We start from the raw sequence: 17,797 nt of genomic DNA, 5'->3' as shown, positions 1-17,797 counted from the left end.
CTTATTTTAAACTTAATTTGGCTAGAAAGCTAAAATGTCCGTCAGTGCAAATTTTTTCACAGTGAAATCCTGCTTCATAAGCTTTCACTTTTAGTAAATCATAATCTATATAAAGCCAATCAAAAACTCGAGATGTTTTTGATTTATAGCTGATGTGGTATTCAATTTCGCCGTAATATTTATTGGGATTTGTAATTTCATCGTCATAGAGATAAATTAAATCTGTAGAGTCCAAAAGTATTTGTCCGTTGAGTTTCAATAAAGATTTCAAATGTTGAAAAAAATGAGGTAGATTTTCAATTTTACCGGCAATGCCAATTCCATTCATCAACATTAAAATGGTATCAAATTTTTCATTTACATCAAAAAAATCCTGTTGTAAAGCTTTTTGAACGCCACGTTTTTTACAAACTTCAATACTTTTTTCAGAAATATCAATTGCAGTTACATCAAATTTTCGTTTTTGAAGTTCTAAACTATGACTTCCCGCACAGCAACCTACATCCAAAATTTTTCCTCTCGCTAAATTGATTGCTTCCTGTTCAATTTCTGGCATTTCATCAAAATTTCGAAATAAATATTCAACAGGGATTTCATCATCATAAAAATCTTCAGCATGAACAATGATGGGAGTCTCATCTTTTGTGTTAAAATAGGCGTCTACTGCTAGACCAAAAATATCGGGATTGTTTTGACTAGAATTCAATGTTTCAATTTTATATTTGTCGTATGGATGATTTTATAAAGCAATTGCCAAAGTTGGCCAAAGATAAACATAAAGTACACAAAAACTTTTTCAAAAAACTGAAAAAGCGTCCACCAAAACATCTTGATCAAATCATGGCCGTGTTGCATGAAGACACTTTCCAAGAGGTAGATTGTTTGAAATGTGCCAATTGTTGCAAAACGACTGGACCTTTGTTTACCAATAAAGATATTGAAAGGATTTCAAAAAATTTCAAGATGAAACCTTCAAAATTTATAGAGACTTATCTTAGAATAGATGAAGACAAAGATTATGTGCTACAAGAAGTTCCATGTCCATTTTTAGGAGCTGACAATTATTGCTCTATTTACAATATTAGACCAAAAGCTTGTGCTGAATTTCCTCATACTGACCGGAAAAAATTTCAACAAATTTCAAATTTGACTTTAAAAAATGTTGAAATCTGTCCAGCAGCTTATAAAATTGTAGAGAAAATGACAGCGCAAATTAAACTTTAGATAGTTGATCGTGATTTTCTTCAACGTATTTTTCCATTACATTGAAAAAGTTCAAAATATCTTTGTCTTCATTATTGCTATTTATGCTTACCAAACGAACAAAAGTTTCACCATTAAACTCTCCATAACCAACCATCAATTCAGCATCTTTGTATAGTGAATTGCATAAATCTTTAGGATCTATATTTTTGTAATTGAAACAAATTGAGATAGAATCTTTATAAGAATACAATTGATAATCAGGGTGATTTTTAATGTAATTTCTAGCAGTTTCTGCCAAAAAGAACTGTTGATCGACCATTTCGCCTAGACCTTTTGTGCCGACAGATTTCCAAAGTGTCCAAAATTTTAGGGCATCATTTCTTCGTCCGCATTGCAAAGAGGTTTTTCCTAAATTGAAATCATCACCATCAGTTTGGTACAAATAGTTGGCATCGCAAGCGAAAGAATGTCTTAAGTCCTGTTTGTTTTTTGTTACAATAATAGAGCAGGAGAGTGGCACATTCAGCATTTTATGCGCATTGAAACAAAATGAATCTGCGTTTTGCACACCTTTGATTAAGGATTTGTAGGTTTCGCTAAACATTACAGAACCACAATATGCACCATCGACATGAAGCCAAATATTGTCATATTTTTCAGTAATTTTATGAATCGCTTCAATATCATCAAACGCACCAAGCACAGTTGTGCCTGCAGTAGCATTGACAAAAAACGGTTTAAAACCTTTTTGAATATCAGTTTCTATTTGTTTATGTAGCGCTTCAGGACTCATACGTCCGTGATTATCGATTTCGATCCGTCTAATTTGATCAATGCCAATCCCACCAAAAGTTGCGTTTTTAGTAATGGAATAATGTGACGCCTCGGAAGTGTAAATAATCATTTTTTCAGACATTCCGTCGTATTTTATTTGTCTATTGTAGGCATCTCTAGCCATCAACATTGCCATAAAATTGCTCATGGAACCACCAGGAGGAAATGTGCCGTCAGCATTTTCGCCAAAATTCAGCATGTCACAAACTTTCTGAATAATGGCTTTTTCAATACCAACTTGAGGACCACCAACTTTATAAGTGTACATGCTGTTATTCAACATAACAGCTAATAATTCACCTAAACTCGCACGTGAATTTCGGCCGCCAAAAAGCTGATTGAAAAATAGTTTGGTAGAAGTTCGTGGTGTACTAAGAACCACGTCTTCTAATAAGCTTTCAAATTTGTTGTCATCAAGTCCATTTTCGTTCAGGTGTAAGTCTAATTTTTCATATAATTTTTCAGGTGAAATAGGTTCAACAACACCTTTTTTAGACTCGTTTTTAATTAATTTTTCAGAAATTTCGTGAAATAACTTGAGGTCTTCTTGCATAAACTTAAGTTGAAATTTATATTTACAATAATAAATATTTTAAAGGAAAATTTTAATAAGCCTAAAATTAAGGTAAAAACATTAATATTTTGGAAACGATCACTTCTTTAAAGAAACTTTTAGAAAAATTACCCCAATGTGAAGGCGATGATTATTTTGAAATTGCCAGAAACATGTCTATCCCAGTTGAAGAGTTGGAACCTTATGCATTTTGGTCAGAAGATACTTATACAAGAAATTGTGTTGCCAGAACCAAAGACTACGAACTTTTATTACTATGTTGGAAAGAAGGTCAGGAAACTCAAATTCACTGTCATAATGGAGAAGAATGTTGGGTGTATTTGGCTAAAGGCAAGCTGAAAGAAAAGCGTTTTGAAACAGAAAATGGTAGAATTAGAAAAACTGCAGATGTCAAAATGACTCGCGATCGATTGTCATATATGAACGATGAAATGGGTTACCATTCGCTACACAATTTGAACGATGGCAAATCGATGAGTTTACATCTATATGTTGGTCCGATAGACGAGTGCTCTGTTTTTGATGAGAATAAGGATAAATTTACTTATAAAGATTTAGAATATTATTCAAAACAAGGTGAATTGCTCACCAATGCCAATTAATAAAAATTAAAATTGTAAATATGAACTGGGAAACTGTAAAAGAATATACTGATATTACCTACAAAAAATCTAATGGTGTTGCTAGAATTGCTTTCAATCGTCCAGAGGTTAGAAATGCATTTAGACCAAAAACTGTTGGTGAATTATTCGAAGCTTTTTTAGACGCACGAGAAGATCCTAATATTGGCGTCGTTTTATTATCTGCCGAAGGACCTTCACCGAAAGATGGTGTGTATTCATTTTGCAGCGGTGGAGATCAAAATGCACGCGGACATCAAGGTTATGTAGATGATGACGGCACACCAAGATTGAATATTTTAGAAGTTCAGCGATTAATTCGCTTTATGCCAAAAGTTGTTATTGCTGTAGTGCCAGGCTGGGCTGTTGGTGGTGGGCACTCACTTCATGTGGTTTGCGATTTAACTTTGGCTAGTGAAGAACATGCTATTTTTAAACAAACCGATGCCGATGTTACCAGTTTCGATGGCGGATATGGTTCCGCATATTTGGCAAAAATGATCGGACAGAAACGAGCTAGAGAAATTTTCTTTTTAGGACGAAATTATTCAGCAAAAGAAGCTTTTGATATGGGAATGGTAAATGCTGCAATTCCACACGACCAATTGGAAACCACTGCTTATGATTGGGCTCAAGAGATTTTAGAAAAATCACCGACTTCTATAAAAATGTTGAAGTTTGCCTTCAATGCTACTGACGATGGTATGGTTGGACAGCAGGTTTTTGCTGGTGAAGCGACACGTTTGGCTTACATGACAGATGAAGCTAAAGAAGGGCGAAATGCTTTTTTAGAAAAAAGAAAGCCAAATTTCAAAAATATCAAATGGATTTCTTAAATTTAGCTGATTATTAACAACTTATAAAACTACAACTATGCCAGTCCTAACCGAAGAAGAATTACAAAAGTACAAAGATGAAGTTGCAACAGCTGAAGCTGAAGCTGAAACTAAAGAATATGAAGTTATAAAACTGACCAATGCTGTTGAAGATGAGCAAAACAGAAAAAAAGGTTTTATGATAGCTTCTATTGTTTTACTAGTTTTATTTATAGCAAGTGTAGTTGTATTTTATGTGGTACAACCAGATTTTCTCGGTCAGGAAGAAGATGGTATTGAATTAGCTGAAGATGAACAAATTATTAAAAATTCAGAAGTAGAAAATTACGAAGCTCAAATAGCTGATCTTCAGCAGCAAGTTGATAATTTGAGACAAAATTCATCATCACATCCTTTGGATACCAATGAATTTTATGCAGTTCAATTAGGTGCTTTCAAAAAATTCAATACTAGGTTAACTTCTGAAAGTTTCAGTATCGTAAAAAATTCTCAATATCGAGATTTCAATCTATACACGCTAGGCGTTTTCAACACAAAAGAAGAAGCTAAACAGCTACTCAATGTTGTTAAAAAAATGAATTTTAAAGACGCATTTGTAGGTTATTATCAAAATGGAGAACGAACATCAATCGTAGAATAAATAAAAATACTTAATGGTTTTTGAAAATATTGAACTGCCAATTACAGATTTGCCCGATTTTAAAACAGTAAATCTTAATGGTGTTGAAAAATCTTATAAAAAAATTATTTGGATCAACACAGCTCTGATTTTTTTACTATTATTTGCTGCACCAATCGTTTTTTTGATTTTAGATTTTCTTCCGATTTGGATTCCAATAACAGTCTTAACCATCGTTTCAGTTATTTTCACTTTTCAGGCAATTGAAATTGAAAAAGGATTTCCAAGAAAAAAATTTGGGATAAGACAACATGATATAATTTATCAGAACGGCTATTTTTACTTTAAAGAGATTGTAGTTCCTTTTAATAGAATTCAGCATGTCGAAGTCAAACAAGGTCCGCTATCAAGAATATTCAAACTTTATGCATTAAAACTTTATACTGCTGGCGCATCTTCGGGAGATTTGGTTATTAACGGACTAAGTAAAGATAATGCTCAAAAACTTAAATCTAAAGTTTTAGCTAAAACTTCTGATATTGATGAGTGATTTTGATTTTTCAGTTCCAAGGAGGCAATCATTCAATGGCGTATTTCTGATTTTTTTAGCAGATCTTGTTAAACGCATTCGTCAAAATATTTACTTGTTGGCTGTGCCGTTTTTTAAGCAGAACTTAATGCAAGATTATGGACTTTATATCTATCTTGGCTTAGCTTTGCTTTTGGTTATTCAATTTGTTTATTCCTATTTATCTTATTTAAAATTCCAATTTTCTATACAAGAAGACGCTTTTCATTTGGATCACGGTGTTATCAAACTCAGTCATGTAGAAATTCCTTTTGAAAGAATTCAGAATATCAATTTACAGCAAAATATACTTCAACAAGTTTTTAATGTAGTCGGTTTTGAAATAGAAACGGCAGGAGAAGGTACAGCTGAAATCAAAATCAAAGCTTTGGAAAACAATTTCGCAAAAGCTTTGAAGAATAAATTGATAGAAGAAAAGAAACGTGCAAAAAATGAAGATGTAAATGAAAGTCAGGACTCTGAAACTAAAGCTACTACTTCGGATGAAGTTTCAGAACACGCTGAAAGTGAAGAAAAATCTTTATTATTTCAATTGAGTTTCAGTCGTTTGTTAAAAGTTGGTGTGAGCTCCAATTTCTTAAAAGGACTTGGGTTATTGTTCGCATTTTTTGCTTATGTGTACAATTTTATCATGGACTTTTTGTCCAATATATATGACATTGATTTCGATGAAGATTTCAAAAATAGAATTCCTGAAACTCTAAGTTTTGTAGTCATTATGATTTTTGGCTTGTTCATTTTAGGATTTTTAATTACTATTTTAATGACTATTTTGAAATATTTCAATTTGAAAATAGTCAAAAATCAACAAAATTATGAAGTAGACTATGGCTTGTTCAAACGGGTCAATAAAGTCATCAAAAAGAGTAAAACACAGATTTTTGAAATTGAAACCAATCCGTTGAAAAAGTTTTTCAAAATAAATAATATTTATGTAAGTCAAGCAGCTTCAAACCAGGTGACAGAAAAACAAAAGATTGGCTTAGTGGGTGTGTCTACAGACAATATCAATACGCTTTTCAATTCTATTTATGATTTAAAATTGCCCGAACAGAAATTTGACAGACTTCAATCTCAACCGCGTCTAATTTTTCGCTATTTGTATCGAAATTTGATTTTATTAGCTGTTTTGGGCGGACTCGCTTATATTTTTTATTTCAATTGGCTGAGCGTTTCAACTATAGTATTTATTGCTATAGTTTTGGCTTACGTAATTCAGCTTAAAGTTAAAAAAAGTTACATCGGTTTTAACCAAGACCTCATTTGTGTTGGTGGCGGTTCGATACATACCAATACTAAATTCATTGAAATTCATAAACTACAATCTGTTCATCTGAAGCGGAATATTTTTCAACAAAATAACAATCATGCAGATTTAGTTTTAGAAACAGCTTCAGGAACTGTTACAATTGAATATTTAAAAGTTAAAAGTGCTAATGATATTTTCAATTATTTGATTTATAAAATTGAATCCACGGATAAAGATTGGATTTAATAAATTTTCATTCAAATTTCATAGATTGAATTTCTGTTCATTTTCATAAATAAATCTGTTTTGAAAATTTTGTAGAGAGAATTTCTCAATTTTTTCAATTATTTGTTGAGTTTCATTAACTTTAAAGCCAAGCATAATCAAATCCAAAAAAATTAAACTAAATGAATATCAAAAAAGTCTTAGTAGCCAATCGTGGAGAAATAGCCATTCGAATATTTAGAGCTTGTACTGAAATCGGGATAAGAACAGTCGGAATTTACACTTATGAAGACAGATATTCATTGCATAGATACAAAGCAGACGAATCTTACCAAGTCGGTGACGATAAAGATCCACTCAAACCTTATTTAGATATTGACGAAATTATCCGAGTAGCCAAAGCTAATGGTGTAGATGCAATTCATCCAGGCTACGGTTTTTTATCTGAAAATGCAAAATTTGCAAAAGCTTGCGCTGAAAACGATATTATTTTTGTAGGTCCAAATGTTGAAGTTTTAAAATCTTTGGGCGATAAAATTACAGCAAAAAAAGTCGCTATAGAAAGCGATGTCCCGGTTATAGAAAGTAATAAAAAGGATTTGATAAACCTTGAAATAGCTACAGAAGAAGCTAAAAGAATAGGATTTCCTTTGATGCTGAAAGCTGCTTCAGGTGGTGGTGGCCGTGGAATGCGTGTCCTAAGAAGTATGGACGAATTGAAAAATGCTTATAGTGAATCTAGACGAGAAGCTAAAAATGCATTTGGTGATGAAACAGTTTTTTTAGAGAAGTTTGTTGAAAATCCAAAACATATAGAAATCCAAATTGTTGCTGATAATCACGGCAATACGCTTCATCTTTTTGAACGTGATTGTTCTGTTCAAAGGCGTTATCAAAAAGTTATTGAATTTGCACCTTCTAAAGATTTAGATGAAAATATTAAAAACAAACTATACGATTATGCTGTAAAAATTTGTAAAGCGGTAAATTATAATAATATAGGGACTGTAGAATTTCTTGTGGATGACGATGGTAGCATTTATTTTATAGAAGTCAATCCACGAGTTCAGGTTGAACACACAGTTACCGAAGTTGTAACAGGTGTAGACTTAATAAAAACTCAACTTTATATTGCAGATAATTATAAGCTTTCTGATGAAGAAATAAATTTACCTAATCAAGAATCGGTAAACGTCAATGGATATGCTGTTCAATGTAGAATTACAACGGAAGATCCAAAAAATGATTTCAAACCAGATTATGGTATCATTTCAACCTATCGAAGTGCTTCAGGTTTTGGTATTCGTTTAGATGCCGGTAGCGTGTATCAAGGGGTGAAAATTTCGCCGTTTTTTGATTCAATGTTAGTAAAGGTTTCTGCTAGCAGCCGAACTTTAGATGATGCTTGTAAAAAAATGAGACGCGCTTTAGCAGAATTTCGCGTAAGAGGCGTGAAAACAAATATGGCGTTTTTAGATAATATTCTCAAAGATTCTACATTTAGAGAAGGAAAAGTTACAGTTAACTATATTAAAAACACGCCTGAACTTTTCAATATCAAGGAACCAAGAAATCGTGCAACTAAAATGGTTAATTTTCTTGGAGATATTACAGTCAATGGTAATCCTGATGTCAAAAATACGATAGACAATCCTAAGTTTTTAAAACCTGAGATTCCAAAATGTTCGGCTTCAACGCCATATGAAAAAGGAACTAAAGATATTTTAACAGAATTAGGACCAGAGGAATTTTCTAAATGGCTTTCTAAAGAACAAAAAATTCATTTTACAGATACAACGATGCGAGATGCGCATCAGAGTTTGTTAGCAACAAGAATGCGTACATACGATATGCAGAAAGTTGCTGCCAATTTTGCCAAATGCCATCCAGAAGTATTTAGTATGGAAGTTTGGGGCGGAGCAACTTTCGATGTTTGCATGCGTTTTTTGAAAGAAAACCCATGGGAACGCCTCAGAATGTTTAGAAAATCCATGCCAAACATATTATTGCAAATGTTGTTAAGAGGTTCAAATGGAGTTGGATACACAGCTTATCCAGACAATTTAATTGAAAGATTTGTAACTGAAGCTTGGAATAATGGAGTCGATATTTTTAGAATTTTCGATTCTCAAAACTGGATGAAATCCATCGTACCATGTATTGAACACGTTCGAAATAACACAAAAGGTCTAGCAGAGGCTGCAATGTGTTATACTGGAGATATTCTCGATCCTAAACGCGAAAAATATACTTTGAAATATTACATACAACTTGCTAAAGATTTGGAAAATGCAGGTGCACACATATTAGCTATCAAAGACATGGCAGGCCTTTTGAAACCTAAAGCTGCAACAGAATTGATTTCAGCTTTAAAATCTGAAGTTAAAATTCCGATTCATTTACACACACACGATACATCTTCCATGCAAGCTTCAACATATATGAATGCTATTGAAGCTGGTGTAGATGTTGTTGATGTTGCTCTTGGCGGTTTGTCTGGGTTAACTTCACAGCCAAATTTCAATGCTTTAGTTGAAGTTTTAAAACATCACCCAAGAGAAAATAAATTGAATACAGAACAGCTAAATGAATACTCGATCTATTGGGAACAAGTCAGAACATATTATTATCCATTTGAATCTGGTCTAAAATCTGGAACTGGTGAAGTTTACAAGCACGAAATTCCAGGCGGACAATATTCAAATTTGAAACCTCAAGCAGAATCTTTAGGGCTTGCCGACCGTTTTCACGAAATTACAGATATGTATGCCAAAGTCAACCAATTATTTGGCGATATTATAAAAGTCACACCAAGTTCGAAGGTTGTGGGCGATATGGCACAATATTTAGTTAGTAATAATTTGACAATCGAGGAGGTTTTAGAAAATGGTGAAAATTTATCTTTTCCTCAATCAGTTGTCAGCTTTTTCAAAGGCGACTTGGGTCAACCAGTTGGTGGATTTCCAGAGAAAATACAGAAGATTATTCTCAAAGGCGAAACACCTTATACAGATCGACCAAATGCCCATTTAGAACCTGTTGATTTCGAAAAAGAGTTTAAAGAATTTGAGGCATTATTTGCTGATGGAATGGATCGTACTTTAGACATCACAGATTTTCTGTCTTATAAGCTATATCCAAAAGTGTTTACAGAAGCTTACAATCATCATACTAAATACGGAAATGTCTTTAATATTCCGACGAAAAATTTCTTTTATGGCATGAAACCTGGTGAAGAAATTGTTGTAGAATTAGATCGAGGTAAGACACTTTTGATCACTATGGTTTCTGTTGGTAAAGTAGATGACGATGGAATGACTACTGTGTTTTTCAAAGTCAATGGGCAAACTCGTAATATCGAAGTAAGAGATGAAAGTATAGAAGTAGAAAAGGTAGTTCATCAAAAAGTCGAAAAGTCAGACGAGAAGCAAATCGGTGCGCCTTTACAAGGATCTTTAAGTGAGATCTTAGTTAAGAAAGGACAAAAAGTTGAAAAAAATCAACCATTGTTTATTATTGAAGCTATGAAAATGGAAACTACGGTTACCGCTAATGCTGAAGGTGAAGTAGCTCAAGTTTTACTGCAACCCGGCGTTATGGTTTATGCAGATGATTTGGTCATTCGGCTGAAATAAGTTTACATTTTAAACTTGATAACAATAACCGTTTGGATTTTTCCTGCGGTTATTTGTTTTAAAAGCATGAAAACCTTTTAAAATCTGAATAATAATTGATTATTAACCGGGTTTTAACACAAAAGAAGATGTAAAAACCTTAATTTTGAGTGAATCTTAAAAAAAATTACAAAAATGTCAAACAACACTGGAAACACTATTTTAGCACTACTTACTGGAACCGCCGTAGGCGTTGGATTAGGATTGCTTTACGCTCCACAAAGCGGAGAAAAGACCAGAAAACAACTCAAAGATGAAGCAGATCATTTGAAAGATAATTTGAGTAAGAAATATGATGAGACATCTTCAAGTTTATCTGATTATGCAAAATCAGCGAGAAAAAATATTGAAGAAAGATTAGAAAAAACTTTTTCTAATGCATCAAGTAAAGCTGATGATATGTTGACTAGTCTTGAATCTGAATTAAGTGAATTGAAAAAGAAAAATTCTGAATTACAAAAAGAATTGAAAAGTTCTAAAAAATAATCAATTTTCTTAATCTACTTTATGAAAAATAATTTAGGTCAACATTTTGAAAATCTATCTGAAGATACTAAGAATTACATTAAAAGTTCAATAGATTATTACAAGTTAGATTTGTTCAAAAAATCTGCTCTAACACTAGCTACAGTTGGTAGTTTAGTCATTAAAGCATTTGTTTTACTTTTAATATTTATCTTTTTATCGATTGGATTAGCTTTTCTTATTGGAAATGAAATTCAAAGCATAGCGAATGGATTTTTTATTGTAGGAGGCTTTTACGTTCTTCTTTTTATAATAGCTTTATTATCAGGAAAGAAATTAGTTGAAAAACCTGTTTTTGTAGTACTCAATAAAATTTTGAATACTAACAAAGAAATTTTAGATGATAAAGATAAGGATAATCAAGATGTTTAAATTATAATTATGAAACAGTATAATTCATTTAAAGAAATTGATAAAGATTTAAAACTTCTTAAATTAGAAGCAGATATTAATCAACAAAAAGCCAATATAGATTTAGTCTATATCAAGCGAGCACTAAGTTTTTCAAATATTGTTGCAGAACTTATTGCTTACTTTGGAACAAAAGCACTTTACAAACGCATAGGTTTTCAAATATTAAGAAAAATTGGTTTATAAACCTTATGTTTCTTTATTTAAAAAATCCGATTCATAAACTGAATCGGATTTTTTTATGACTGGTATTTGTATTCTGTCTTTTATTATTCAGTTTTGAAATTTTCTAAACCAGTTTTTAACCAATTCAGATATGCTTTTGAAGATGGCTCGTAGGCGATGGTTTCATTCAACAATTTTAAATCAGGTGAAAGTAGTACATAATAAGGTTGTGAATTATTTTTAAAATTCAAAGTTTGAAATGTTGCCCATTTGTCTCCAATCGTTCTGATTTTTTTCACTGAACCATTTGGTCTTTGAAAGTTGAATCTTTCATCTTCGCTCAGCTTTTCCTTGTCATCTACATAGAGAGAAATTAAGATATAATCATTTTTAATCACGTCAAAAACTTCAGGAACGCTCCAGACTTGCTCTTCCATTTTTCTACAATTTACACAAGCCCAACCAGTGAAATCTAGTAGAATTGGTTTGTTTGCTGCTTTTGCAGCCTCAACACCTTCTTCAAAATTTTTATAAGCTTTTAGTCCTAGCGGTCCTTCAGTCTCTTTTTCATATAAACTGTAGAATAGAGGTGGAGGGAAGCCACTTAGTAATTTTAAATTTGCATAGGATGTGTTTGAAAGTCCAGGAATGAGGTATACAACAAATGCTAATGTGATAACGCCAAAAAACATGCGACCTCGACTTATTTTTTGATTAGGACTATCGTGTGGAAATTTAATTTTTCCAAATAAATATAGAAGCATTGCAATACCAATAATAATCCAGATTCCTATAAATATTTCGCGCTTCAAAATTCCCCAATGTTCAACTAAATCTGCATTGGAAAGGAATTTGAATGCTAAACCCAACTCTAAAAAACCGAGCACAACTTTTACAGTATTTAGCCAACCACCGCTTTTTGGTAAAGAGTTTAGCCAATTCGGAAATAAAGCAAAAAGTGCAAATGGCAAAGCTAATGCAAGACCAAAGCCACCCATTCCGAAAGTCAGCATTGTCGCACCGCCATCTGCGGTCAAAGAGCCGCCAAGTAAAGAACCTAAGATTGGCCCTGTACAAGAAAAAGACACTAGCGCTAGGGTTAATGCCATAAAGAAAATACCTATAAAACCACCAACACTTGTGGCTTTTTGATCCAAGCGATTGCTCCATGAACTCGGTAAAGTGATTTCATAATATCCAAAAAATGAAAATGCAAATAGCATAAAAATCACAAAAAATACAATATTCAAAATAGGGTTGGTAGAAATATTGTTTAGGATTTCAGGGTTTACAGAATCTAGTAAATGAAATGGAACGCTGAGTAATAAATAAATCACAAAAATGAAAAAACCATACAGAATAGCATTTATAAGACCAATTCTTTTGGTTCTGGCACCTTTCGTGAAAAATGAAACGGTTAAAGGAATCATTGGAAATACGCATGGAGTTAATAATGCGATTAGGCCTCCCACGAAACCTAGCAAGAAAATCGTGAAATTAGAATCTTTTTCTTCTTCAGATTCTACATTGAAATTATCCTGACCCTTCAAATCGATTTTCAGAGCTTTGGTTTTAATTTCATCTTTAGAATCGATTTCAATTTTTTTGGTCGCTGTGGTTTTTAACTTTCCATTTTCAACTACAAAATTGAAACGTTTTTGATCTAATGGTAGACATTTTTCGTCATCGCAAATCATAAATGAAATTTCTAAGTCTAGATTTCCATTTTGTTTTTTTACTTTGAATTTTTGCTCAAATTTGGCAACATTCAAAAAATAAGTCAAAGTAGATTGGAAGATTTCATCAAACTTAGTAATACCTTTTGGTTCAGAAGTTTTGCCAATTTTTTCTAATACAGTTTCATCATATTTAAAATCGAAATAGGTGGGAATCGGTCCATTTTCATCTAAAGCTAATTCTTTTTGTGAAGGTAGATGCCAACCTTCGTCCATATCTGCTATGATAATAACCGAAAATATACTATCGTTTTGTTGCTCGACTTTGGCTTCCCAACTTACGGGGCTCATATTTTGGTTTTCACCTTGATTTTGAAAATCAAATTGTGCGGAGCTTGAGAAAAAACTCAGTAAAATACAAAGTAAAACAAATAACTTTTTCATTTCTTGTAGGTGATTTTTAATATATTTTTAGTTTGAGGCTCTACTTTATAACGTTCATCAATTCGATGATTGACCACCCAAATGATGTTTTGTTTGTCGTCGCAAAATAGCAATTGGTTTTGTTTATCCATAAGATTTACTTCTTCATCTTTCAAAAAATCACTCAATTTCTTTCTGCCGTGCATTCCTAACGGATAAAATGAATCGCCATTTTGTAATTGTCTTAATCTTAATGGAAAATTAAGTTTTTCGGCATCTAAATAAGCGATGTTTTTTGAAATTTCAGAAATATTTTTAGTGAATTCAAAATTAAATTCACCTAAACTTGTATTTAGATATTCTTGACCTTTATTTACTTCAAAGTCAATTTTATCAGTTGTTTCTAAAGCGATTAAGGTTAAGTAGCCTCTGTCTTTCAGTAAAATATGCGTCTTCGAATATACTTTTTTGCTGGTTTCAGCTTCGATTAAGTTATAAATATCATCCCAGGCTGTAAAACCAAAGCTATTTAATAATTGATATAATATTGCTTCTTGGTTTTGGTAAGATTTCAGTTTTTGAATATCGATAAAATACCGATTATTCTCATTTGTCACTAAAGTTTTAAATAATATTTCTGTGTAATCTTCCAATAAATCTTCAGACTGTTGAAGTTTTTGTTGGGTTTTTTCAAAGTTTTTTAAAAATTGCGGATGCAGTTTTTTCAATTCTGAAACAACTTGGTGTCTGATTTTATTTCTTAAGTATTTCTTTGAGGCATTGCTTTGGTCTTCTCTCCAAGCGATATTTTGTGTACTGGCAAAGTCTAATATTTCAATTTTAGAAAATATCAAAAAAGGTCTTCGTATATAGTCATTTTTCTTAGGAATGCCACTTAAACCTTTCAATCCAGTGCTTCGACTCAAATTGATTATGAAAGTTTCCAGTTGATCATCAAGATGATGGGCAGTTAAAATAAATCGATAATTCTCTTTTTCTATTAAATTTTCAAACCAATTATAGCGTAAATTCCTTGCTGCTAGTTGAATTGATACTTTTTGATTATTAGCAAATTCTTCTGTTTGAAATCTCTTCAAAAAAAATGGACATCCGAAAGTTTTGGCCAAATTTTCTACGAATTTTTCATCTTTTGTACTTTCACTTTCTCTCAATTGAAAATTGCAATGTGCTAAAGCAAAATCAAGATTTAAAGTATGACATATTGTTGCTAAAACAACACTATCGACACCGCCGCTAATTGCAATAATAAAGGGGTTTTCCTTTAATTCTGGAAAATTTGAATCAATATGGTTTTGAAAATCTTTCAGCATAAAATATGAAATAACAATAATACTGTTTTTATATTATTTTTCGGTAATATAAGATGCATTTACAGCAGATTGCAAAGCTTTTCCTTTTATCTGGCACTCCTCAAACTCATTTTTTGGTTTCGATTTTGAAGTGATGGCTCCGCCAACCATATAAGACAAATATTTTTTCTTCGTATTGTAAAGCAAACTTCTTATAACCACATTGAAATCGAAATCTCCTGTCGGTGCAATGTAACCTATTGCGCCGCTGTACAATCCGCGTTTTGTCGATTCATATTTTTCTGCAATTTTCATTGCAGAAACTTTTGGCGCCCCAGTCATACTTCCCATTGGAAATAATGAAGCGAGAATATCTGAGACAGAATATTCTTTTTTTACTGAAGAAGTTACTGTTGAAATCATTTGGTGAACTTGTTCAAAACTATAAATTTCACATAATTCTTCAACAGACACGCTTGCTTTTTCGGCAGTTTTGGACAGGTCATTTCTTACCAAATCCACAATCATGACATTTTCTGAAATTTCTTTGGAATCTTTAGCCAAGTTAGTTTTCAATTCTAAATCTTCAATGTTGTTCTGGCTTCTTTTAGCAGTACCTTTTATTGGTTGTGATATTAGTTTTTGTCCAATTTTTTTCACAAATCGTTCTGGACTAGCCGATGCAACTTCAAAATTTTCTAACCTTAAAAATGTTGAAAAAGGTGCTTTTGAGATTTCGCTCAGATTTTCATAAGTTGAAAGTAAATTAATGCTAGCATTTTTGGCAAAGAATTCTTGGCAGAAATTAACTTCATAAATGTCACCACGCTGAATGTGATTCAATATCGCTTGAACACGAGACAAATATTCTTCTTCTTCCCAGCGGGGTTTCATTTGAATATGATTTGAGCTACTATTGATCTTCGTTTCAGTATTTAAAATAATTTCTAAATCAGATTTTATTTCATTGTCAACCAGTTTTAAGTACTGAATTTCCAGTAAATCACCTTTCAATAAAAACAATTTTTGTGGCTGAAAAAAATACAACTCAGGGAATTCTAATTCATCTAGATTTTCAGATTTCAGATTTTCTAAATTATTTTTCAAGTCATAACTCAGATATCCAAACAACCAGTCGTTTGTAGTTTTTTGATATTCATCAAGTTTTTGAAAAGCTTCAAAATAATCAGTTTTTATAGCTGTGAAAGCCTCAACGGCCAAAACTGCATCATAGGTGCTGTATTTAGTATTTGCAGATGAATCATGACTATCTAAAAAAACAACTTCTGAATGTTTGTTTCCCCAGTGTAAAAGTTGTTTTTTAAAGTGAGTTGGATTTTCAATTTTTTGTTGCCAAATGCTTCTCAATCTTCAAGTATATTTTGTAGAAAATTGGATACAACATCTCTCAACCCAAGTTCCAAATCTTCACTATTTATTTTATTGTTTTCTACATCAAAATTTTCATGAAAAAGTGGAAAACTAAAGCTTTCAACAATTTTGCCTCCAAATTTTTCAAAATTCGATTTTGTATATTCCAATGAAGATTTTGCGCCGCCTTTACCTGGAGAAGCACTCATCAAAAATATGTTTTTACCTTCCAGATATTTGCTGTTATTTCTTGATAACCAATCTGTAATGTTTTTGAAAAATGCTGACATGGCGCCATTGTGCTCGTTGACAGAAACAACCAAAGCATCGTATTTTTGAATTTGCTCAGACAATATTCTAATATCTATTGGAATGCCTTTGTTTTCTTCTTCATCTTCAGAATAGATTGGTAATTCCAAAGTGTTCAGATTGGAGTAATCTACATCTACATCTACATCAATAAGTAATTCTATTGTATATTTTAGGAGCTTTTCATTAATGGATTTTGAAGAATTTGATCCTGTAAAAGCTAAAATTTTAGTCATTTCTTTATTTTTTTGAAATGTAAAAATAAAGAAAAAACCCACTGTTTTATCAAAAATAGTGGGTTTTTTAGGTTAGAATTTAGCCATTTATTCTAAATAAACCATGCATTGCTTCAGAGATGGATTTTTAGAAGTAAGTGCTATTATAAACTTTTTCAACTCTTCAATTTCATAAGGCAACAAACGTTGCAATGCTTTTTCTAATTCTCTGCAGAAGAGTTTTGGGTCAAAGCTAACTTTTTTGAGCACCTCTTTAGTGTACTCGAACATTGCTCTAGACATATTTTTAGGTATTGGTTAAGTAATGTTATATCATGTAAATTTTTATGTGAATATAATGAAATTAAAAGAAAAAAAATGAGTTTTTAAAAGATTTTTTGAGTAAAAATTATCAAATTCATATTTATAACTAATACTGCAATGCTTATTTTTTACATTTTACAGTCCATAAAAATTTGAATTCTGAAACAGTAATTCCGTCTTCATTTTTTGCTATCGAAGTCAACCAAAATCTTTGACCTTGTTTGGTAGAAATGGCTTTTTCTATCTGTTCCTTAACTAGTTTCACATCTTGACAACTGAAAGTAATTTTACCAGTAGCTTTCTTATGAAATTCAGATTTTTGTTCAGCAACAAGCATTGAAATTTTAGTATTAGAATTTTGAATTTCACGCATAACAATGGCTCCAGTACTGAGTTCAGCAGCCATAGCTTGTACTGCAAAATACATACTTTTGAATGGATTTTGGTTAATCCAACGATGCTTGACTCGAGTTTGGCAAATCTGATTATCAATTTTTGTCAATCTGACACCACAAAACCACGCTGATGGCAATTTTGTGAGGAGAAATAAATTGATGTTTCTAGCTGTTAATTTCATTAATTTGGAATTGAAACTTTCAGCAATTTAGATAAAAGCTAATGAATCTCAATTCAAAATTAGAA

Annotated in this window: 18 protein-coding genes; 10 read left to right on the top strand and 8 right to left on the bottom strand. The window is 32.0% G+C overall.

Annotated features, from left to right (window positions below; genetic code table 11):
* Nucleotide 1: 1 nt before the first annotated feature.
* Nucleotides 2-706, bottom strand: coding sequence for a class I SAM-dependent methyltransferase (locus tag EIG86_RS08325; RefSeq protein WP_127845715.1), 705 nt, complete (start codon nt 704-706; stop codon nt 2-4).
* Nucleotides 707-729: 23 nt separating this feature from the next.
* On the opposite strand from EIG86_RS08325, the gene EIG86_RS08320 reads away from it, so the two are divergent.
* Nucleotides 730-1,224, top strand: coding sequence for a YkgJ family cysteine cluster protein (locus tag EIG86_RS08320; protein WP_127845714.1), 495 nt, complete (start codon nt 730-732; stop codon nt 1,222-1,224).
* Here EIG86_RS08320 and EIG86_RS08315 read toward each other — a convergent pair.
* Nucleotides 1,214-2,593 carry a pyridoxal phosphate-dependent decarboxylase family protein gene (locus EIG86_RS08315; protein WP_127845713.1) on the bottom strand — a complete coding sequence of 460 codons (1,380 nt, stop codon included), beginning with the start codon at nt 2,591-2,593 and terminating at the stop codon, nt 1,214-1,216. The two genes, EIG86_RS08320 and EIG86_RS08315, sit on opposite strands and share 11 nt — an antisense overlap.
* Nucleotides 2,594-2,682: 89 nt before the next feature.
* Here EIG86_RS08315 and EIG86_RS08310 point away from each other — a divergent pair, with 89 nt between their 5' ends.
* From EIG86_RS08310 to EIG86_RS08270, 9 genes are all read left to right on the top strand, one after another.
* Nucleotides 2,683-3,216, top strand: coding sequence for a cysteine dioxygenase (locus EIG86_RS08310; protein ID WP_127845712.1), 534 nt, complete (start codon nt 2,683-2,685; stop codon nt 3,214-3,216).
* Nucleotides 3,217-3,236: 20 nt separating this feature from the next.
* Nucleotides 3,237-4,070, top strand: coding sequence for a 1,4-dihydroxy-2-naphthoyl-CoA synthase (locus EIG86_RS08305; protein ID WP_127845711.1), 834 nt, complete (start codon nt 3,237-3,239; stop codon nt 4,068-4,070).
* 37 nt (nt 4,071-4,107) lie between these two features.
* The gene (locus EIG86_RS08300; protein ID WP_127845710.1) at nt 4,108-4,710 is read left to right on the top strand and encodes an SPOR domain-containing protein; all 603 of its coding nucleotides are present in this window, start codon (nt 4,108-4,110) and stop codon (nt 4,708-4,710) included.
* 13 nt (nt 4,711-4,723) lie between these two features.
* On the top strand, nt 4,724-5,239 hold the full coding sequence (locus EIG86_RS08295) for a PH domain-containing protein (RefSeq protein WP_127845709.1): 516 nt from the start codon (nt 4,724-4,726) through the stop codon (nt 5,237-5,239).
* The gene (locus EIG86_RS08290; protein ID WP_127845708.1) at nt 5,232-6,773 is read left to right on the top strand and encodes a PH domain-containing protein; all 1,542 of its coding nucleotides are present in this window, start codon (nt 5,232-5,234) and stop codon (nt 6,771-6,773) included. The genes EIG86_RS08295 and EIG86_RS08290 overlap by 8 nt, the downstream gene beginning before the upstream one ends.
* Before the next feature lie 161 nt (nt 6,774-6,934).
* Nucleotides 6,935-10,387, top strand: a complete 3,453-nt coding sequence (locus EIG86_RS08285; protein WP_127845707.1) for a pyruvate carboxylase — start codon at nt 6,935-6,937, stop codon at nt 10,385-10,387.
* A 174-nt stretch (nt 10,388-10,561) separates the two neighbouring features.
* On the top strand, nt 10,562-10,912 hold the full coding sequence (locus EIG86_RS08280; RefSeq protein ID WP_127845706.1) for a YtxH domain-containing protein: 351 nt from the start codon (nt 10,562-10,564) through the stop codon (nt 10,910-10,912).
* 21 nt (nt 10,913-10,933) lie between these two features.
* Nucleotides 10,934-11,323 carry a phage holin family protein gene (locus EIG86_RS08275; protein ID WP_127845705.1) on the top strand — a complete coding sequence of 130 codons (390 nt, stop codon included), beginning with the start codon at nt 10,934-10,936 and terminating at the stop codon, nt 11,321-11,323.
* A 9-nt stretch (nt 11,324-11,332) separates the two neighbouring features.
* The gene (locus EIG86_RS08270) at nt 11,333-11,548 is read left to right on the top strand and encodes a DUF6327 family protein (protein ID WP_127845704.1); all 216 of its coding nucleotides are present in this window, start codon (nt 11,333-11,335) and stop codon (nt 11,546-11,548) included.
* 83 nt (nt 11,549-11,631) lie between these two features.
* Here EIG86_RS08270 and EIG86_RS08265 read toward each other — a convergent pair whose 3' ends face one another.
* The 6 genes from EIG86_RS08265 to EIG86_RS08240 form a co-directional block, all read right to left on the bottom strand.
* Nucleotides 11,632-13,647: a protein-disulfide reductase DsbD family protein gene (locus EIG86_RS08265; protein WP_127845703.1), complete on the bottom strand. Its 2,016-nt coding sequence runs from the start codon at nt 13,645-13,647 to the stop codon at nt 11,632-11,634.
* Entirely contained in the window at nt 13,644-14,957 is a 1,314-nt protein-coding gene (tilS, locus tag EIG86_RS08260; protein WP_127845702.1) for a tRNA lysidine(34) synthetase TilS, read from the bottom strand. The genes EIG86_RS08265 and tilS overlap by 4 nt, the downstream gene beginning before the upstream one ends.
* 33 nt (nt 14,958-14,990) lie before the next feature.
* Nucleotides 14,991-16,304 carry an anthranilate synthase component I family protein gene (locus tag EIG86_RS08255; protein ID WP_127845701.1) on the bottom strand — a complete coding sequence of 438 codons (1,314 nt, stop codon included), beginning with the start codon at nt 16,302-16,304 and terminating at the stop codon, nt 14,991-14,993.
* On the bottom strand, nt 16,301-16,852 hold the full coding sequence (locus EIG86_RS08250) for an NADPH-dependent FMN reductase (protein WP_127845700.1): 552 nt from the start codon (nt 16,850-16,852) through the stop codon (nt 16,301-16,303). The genes EIG86_RS08255 and EIG86_RS08250 overlap by 4 nt, the downstream gene beginning before the upstream one ends.
* 87 nt (nt 16,853-16,939) lie before the next feature.
* Nucleotides 16,940-17,134 (bottom strand): hypothetical protein, encoded by a 195-nt coding sequence (locus EIG86_RS08245; RefSeq protein WP_127845699.1) that lies wholly within the window; start codon nt 17,132-17,134, stop codon nt 16,940-16,942.
* 142 nt (nt 17,135-17,276) lie between these two features.
* The gene (locus EIG86_RS08240; RefSeq protein WP_127845698.1) at nt 17,277-17,732 is read right to left on the bottom strand and encodes a DUF4442 domain-containing protein; all 456 of its coding nucleotides are present in this window, start codon (nt 17,730-17,732) and stop codon (nt 17,277-17,279) included.
* Between the last annotated feature and the right edge of the window lie 65 nt (nt 17,733-17,797).

Source organism: Psychroflexus aestuariivivens, from assembly GCF_004010055.1.
GTDB lineage: Bacteria > Bacteroidota > Bacteroidia > Flavobacteriales > Flavobacteriaceae > Psychroflexus > Psychroflexus aestuariivivens.
Note: the sequence above shows the minus strand (reverse complement) of the source record. Positions and strands in the feature narration are given on the sequence as shown.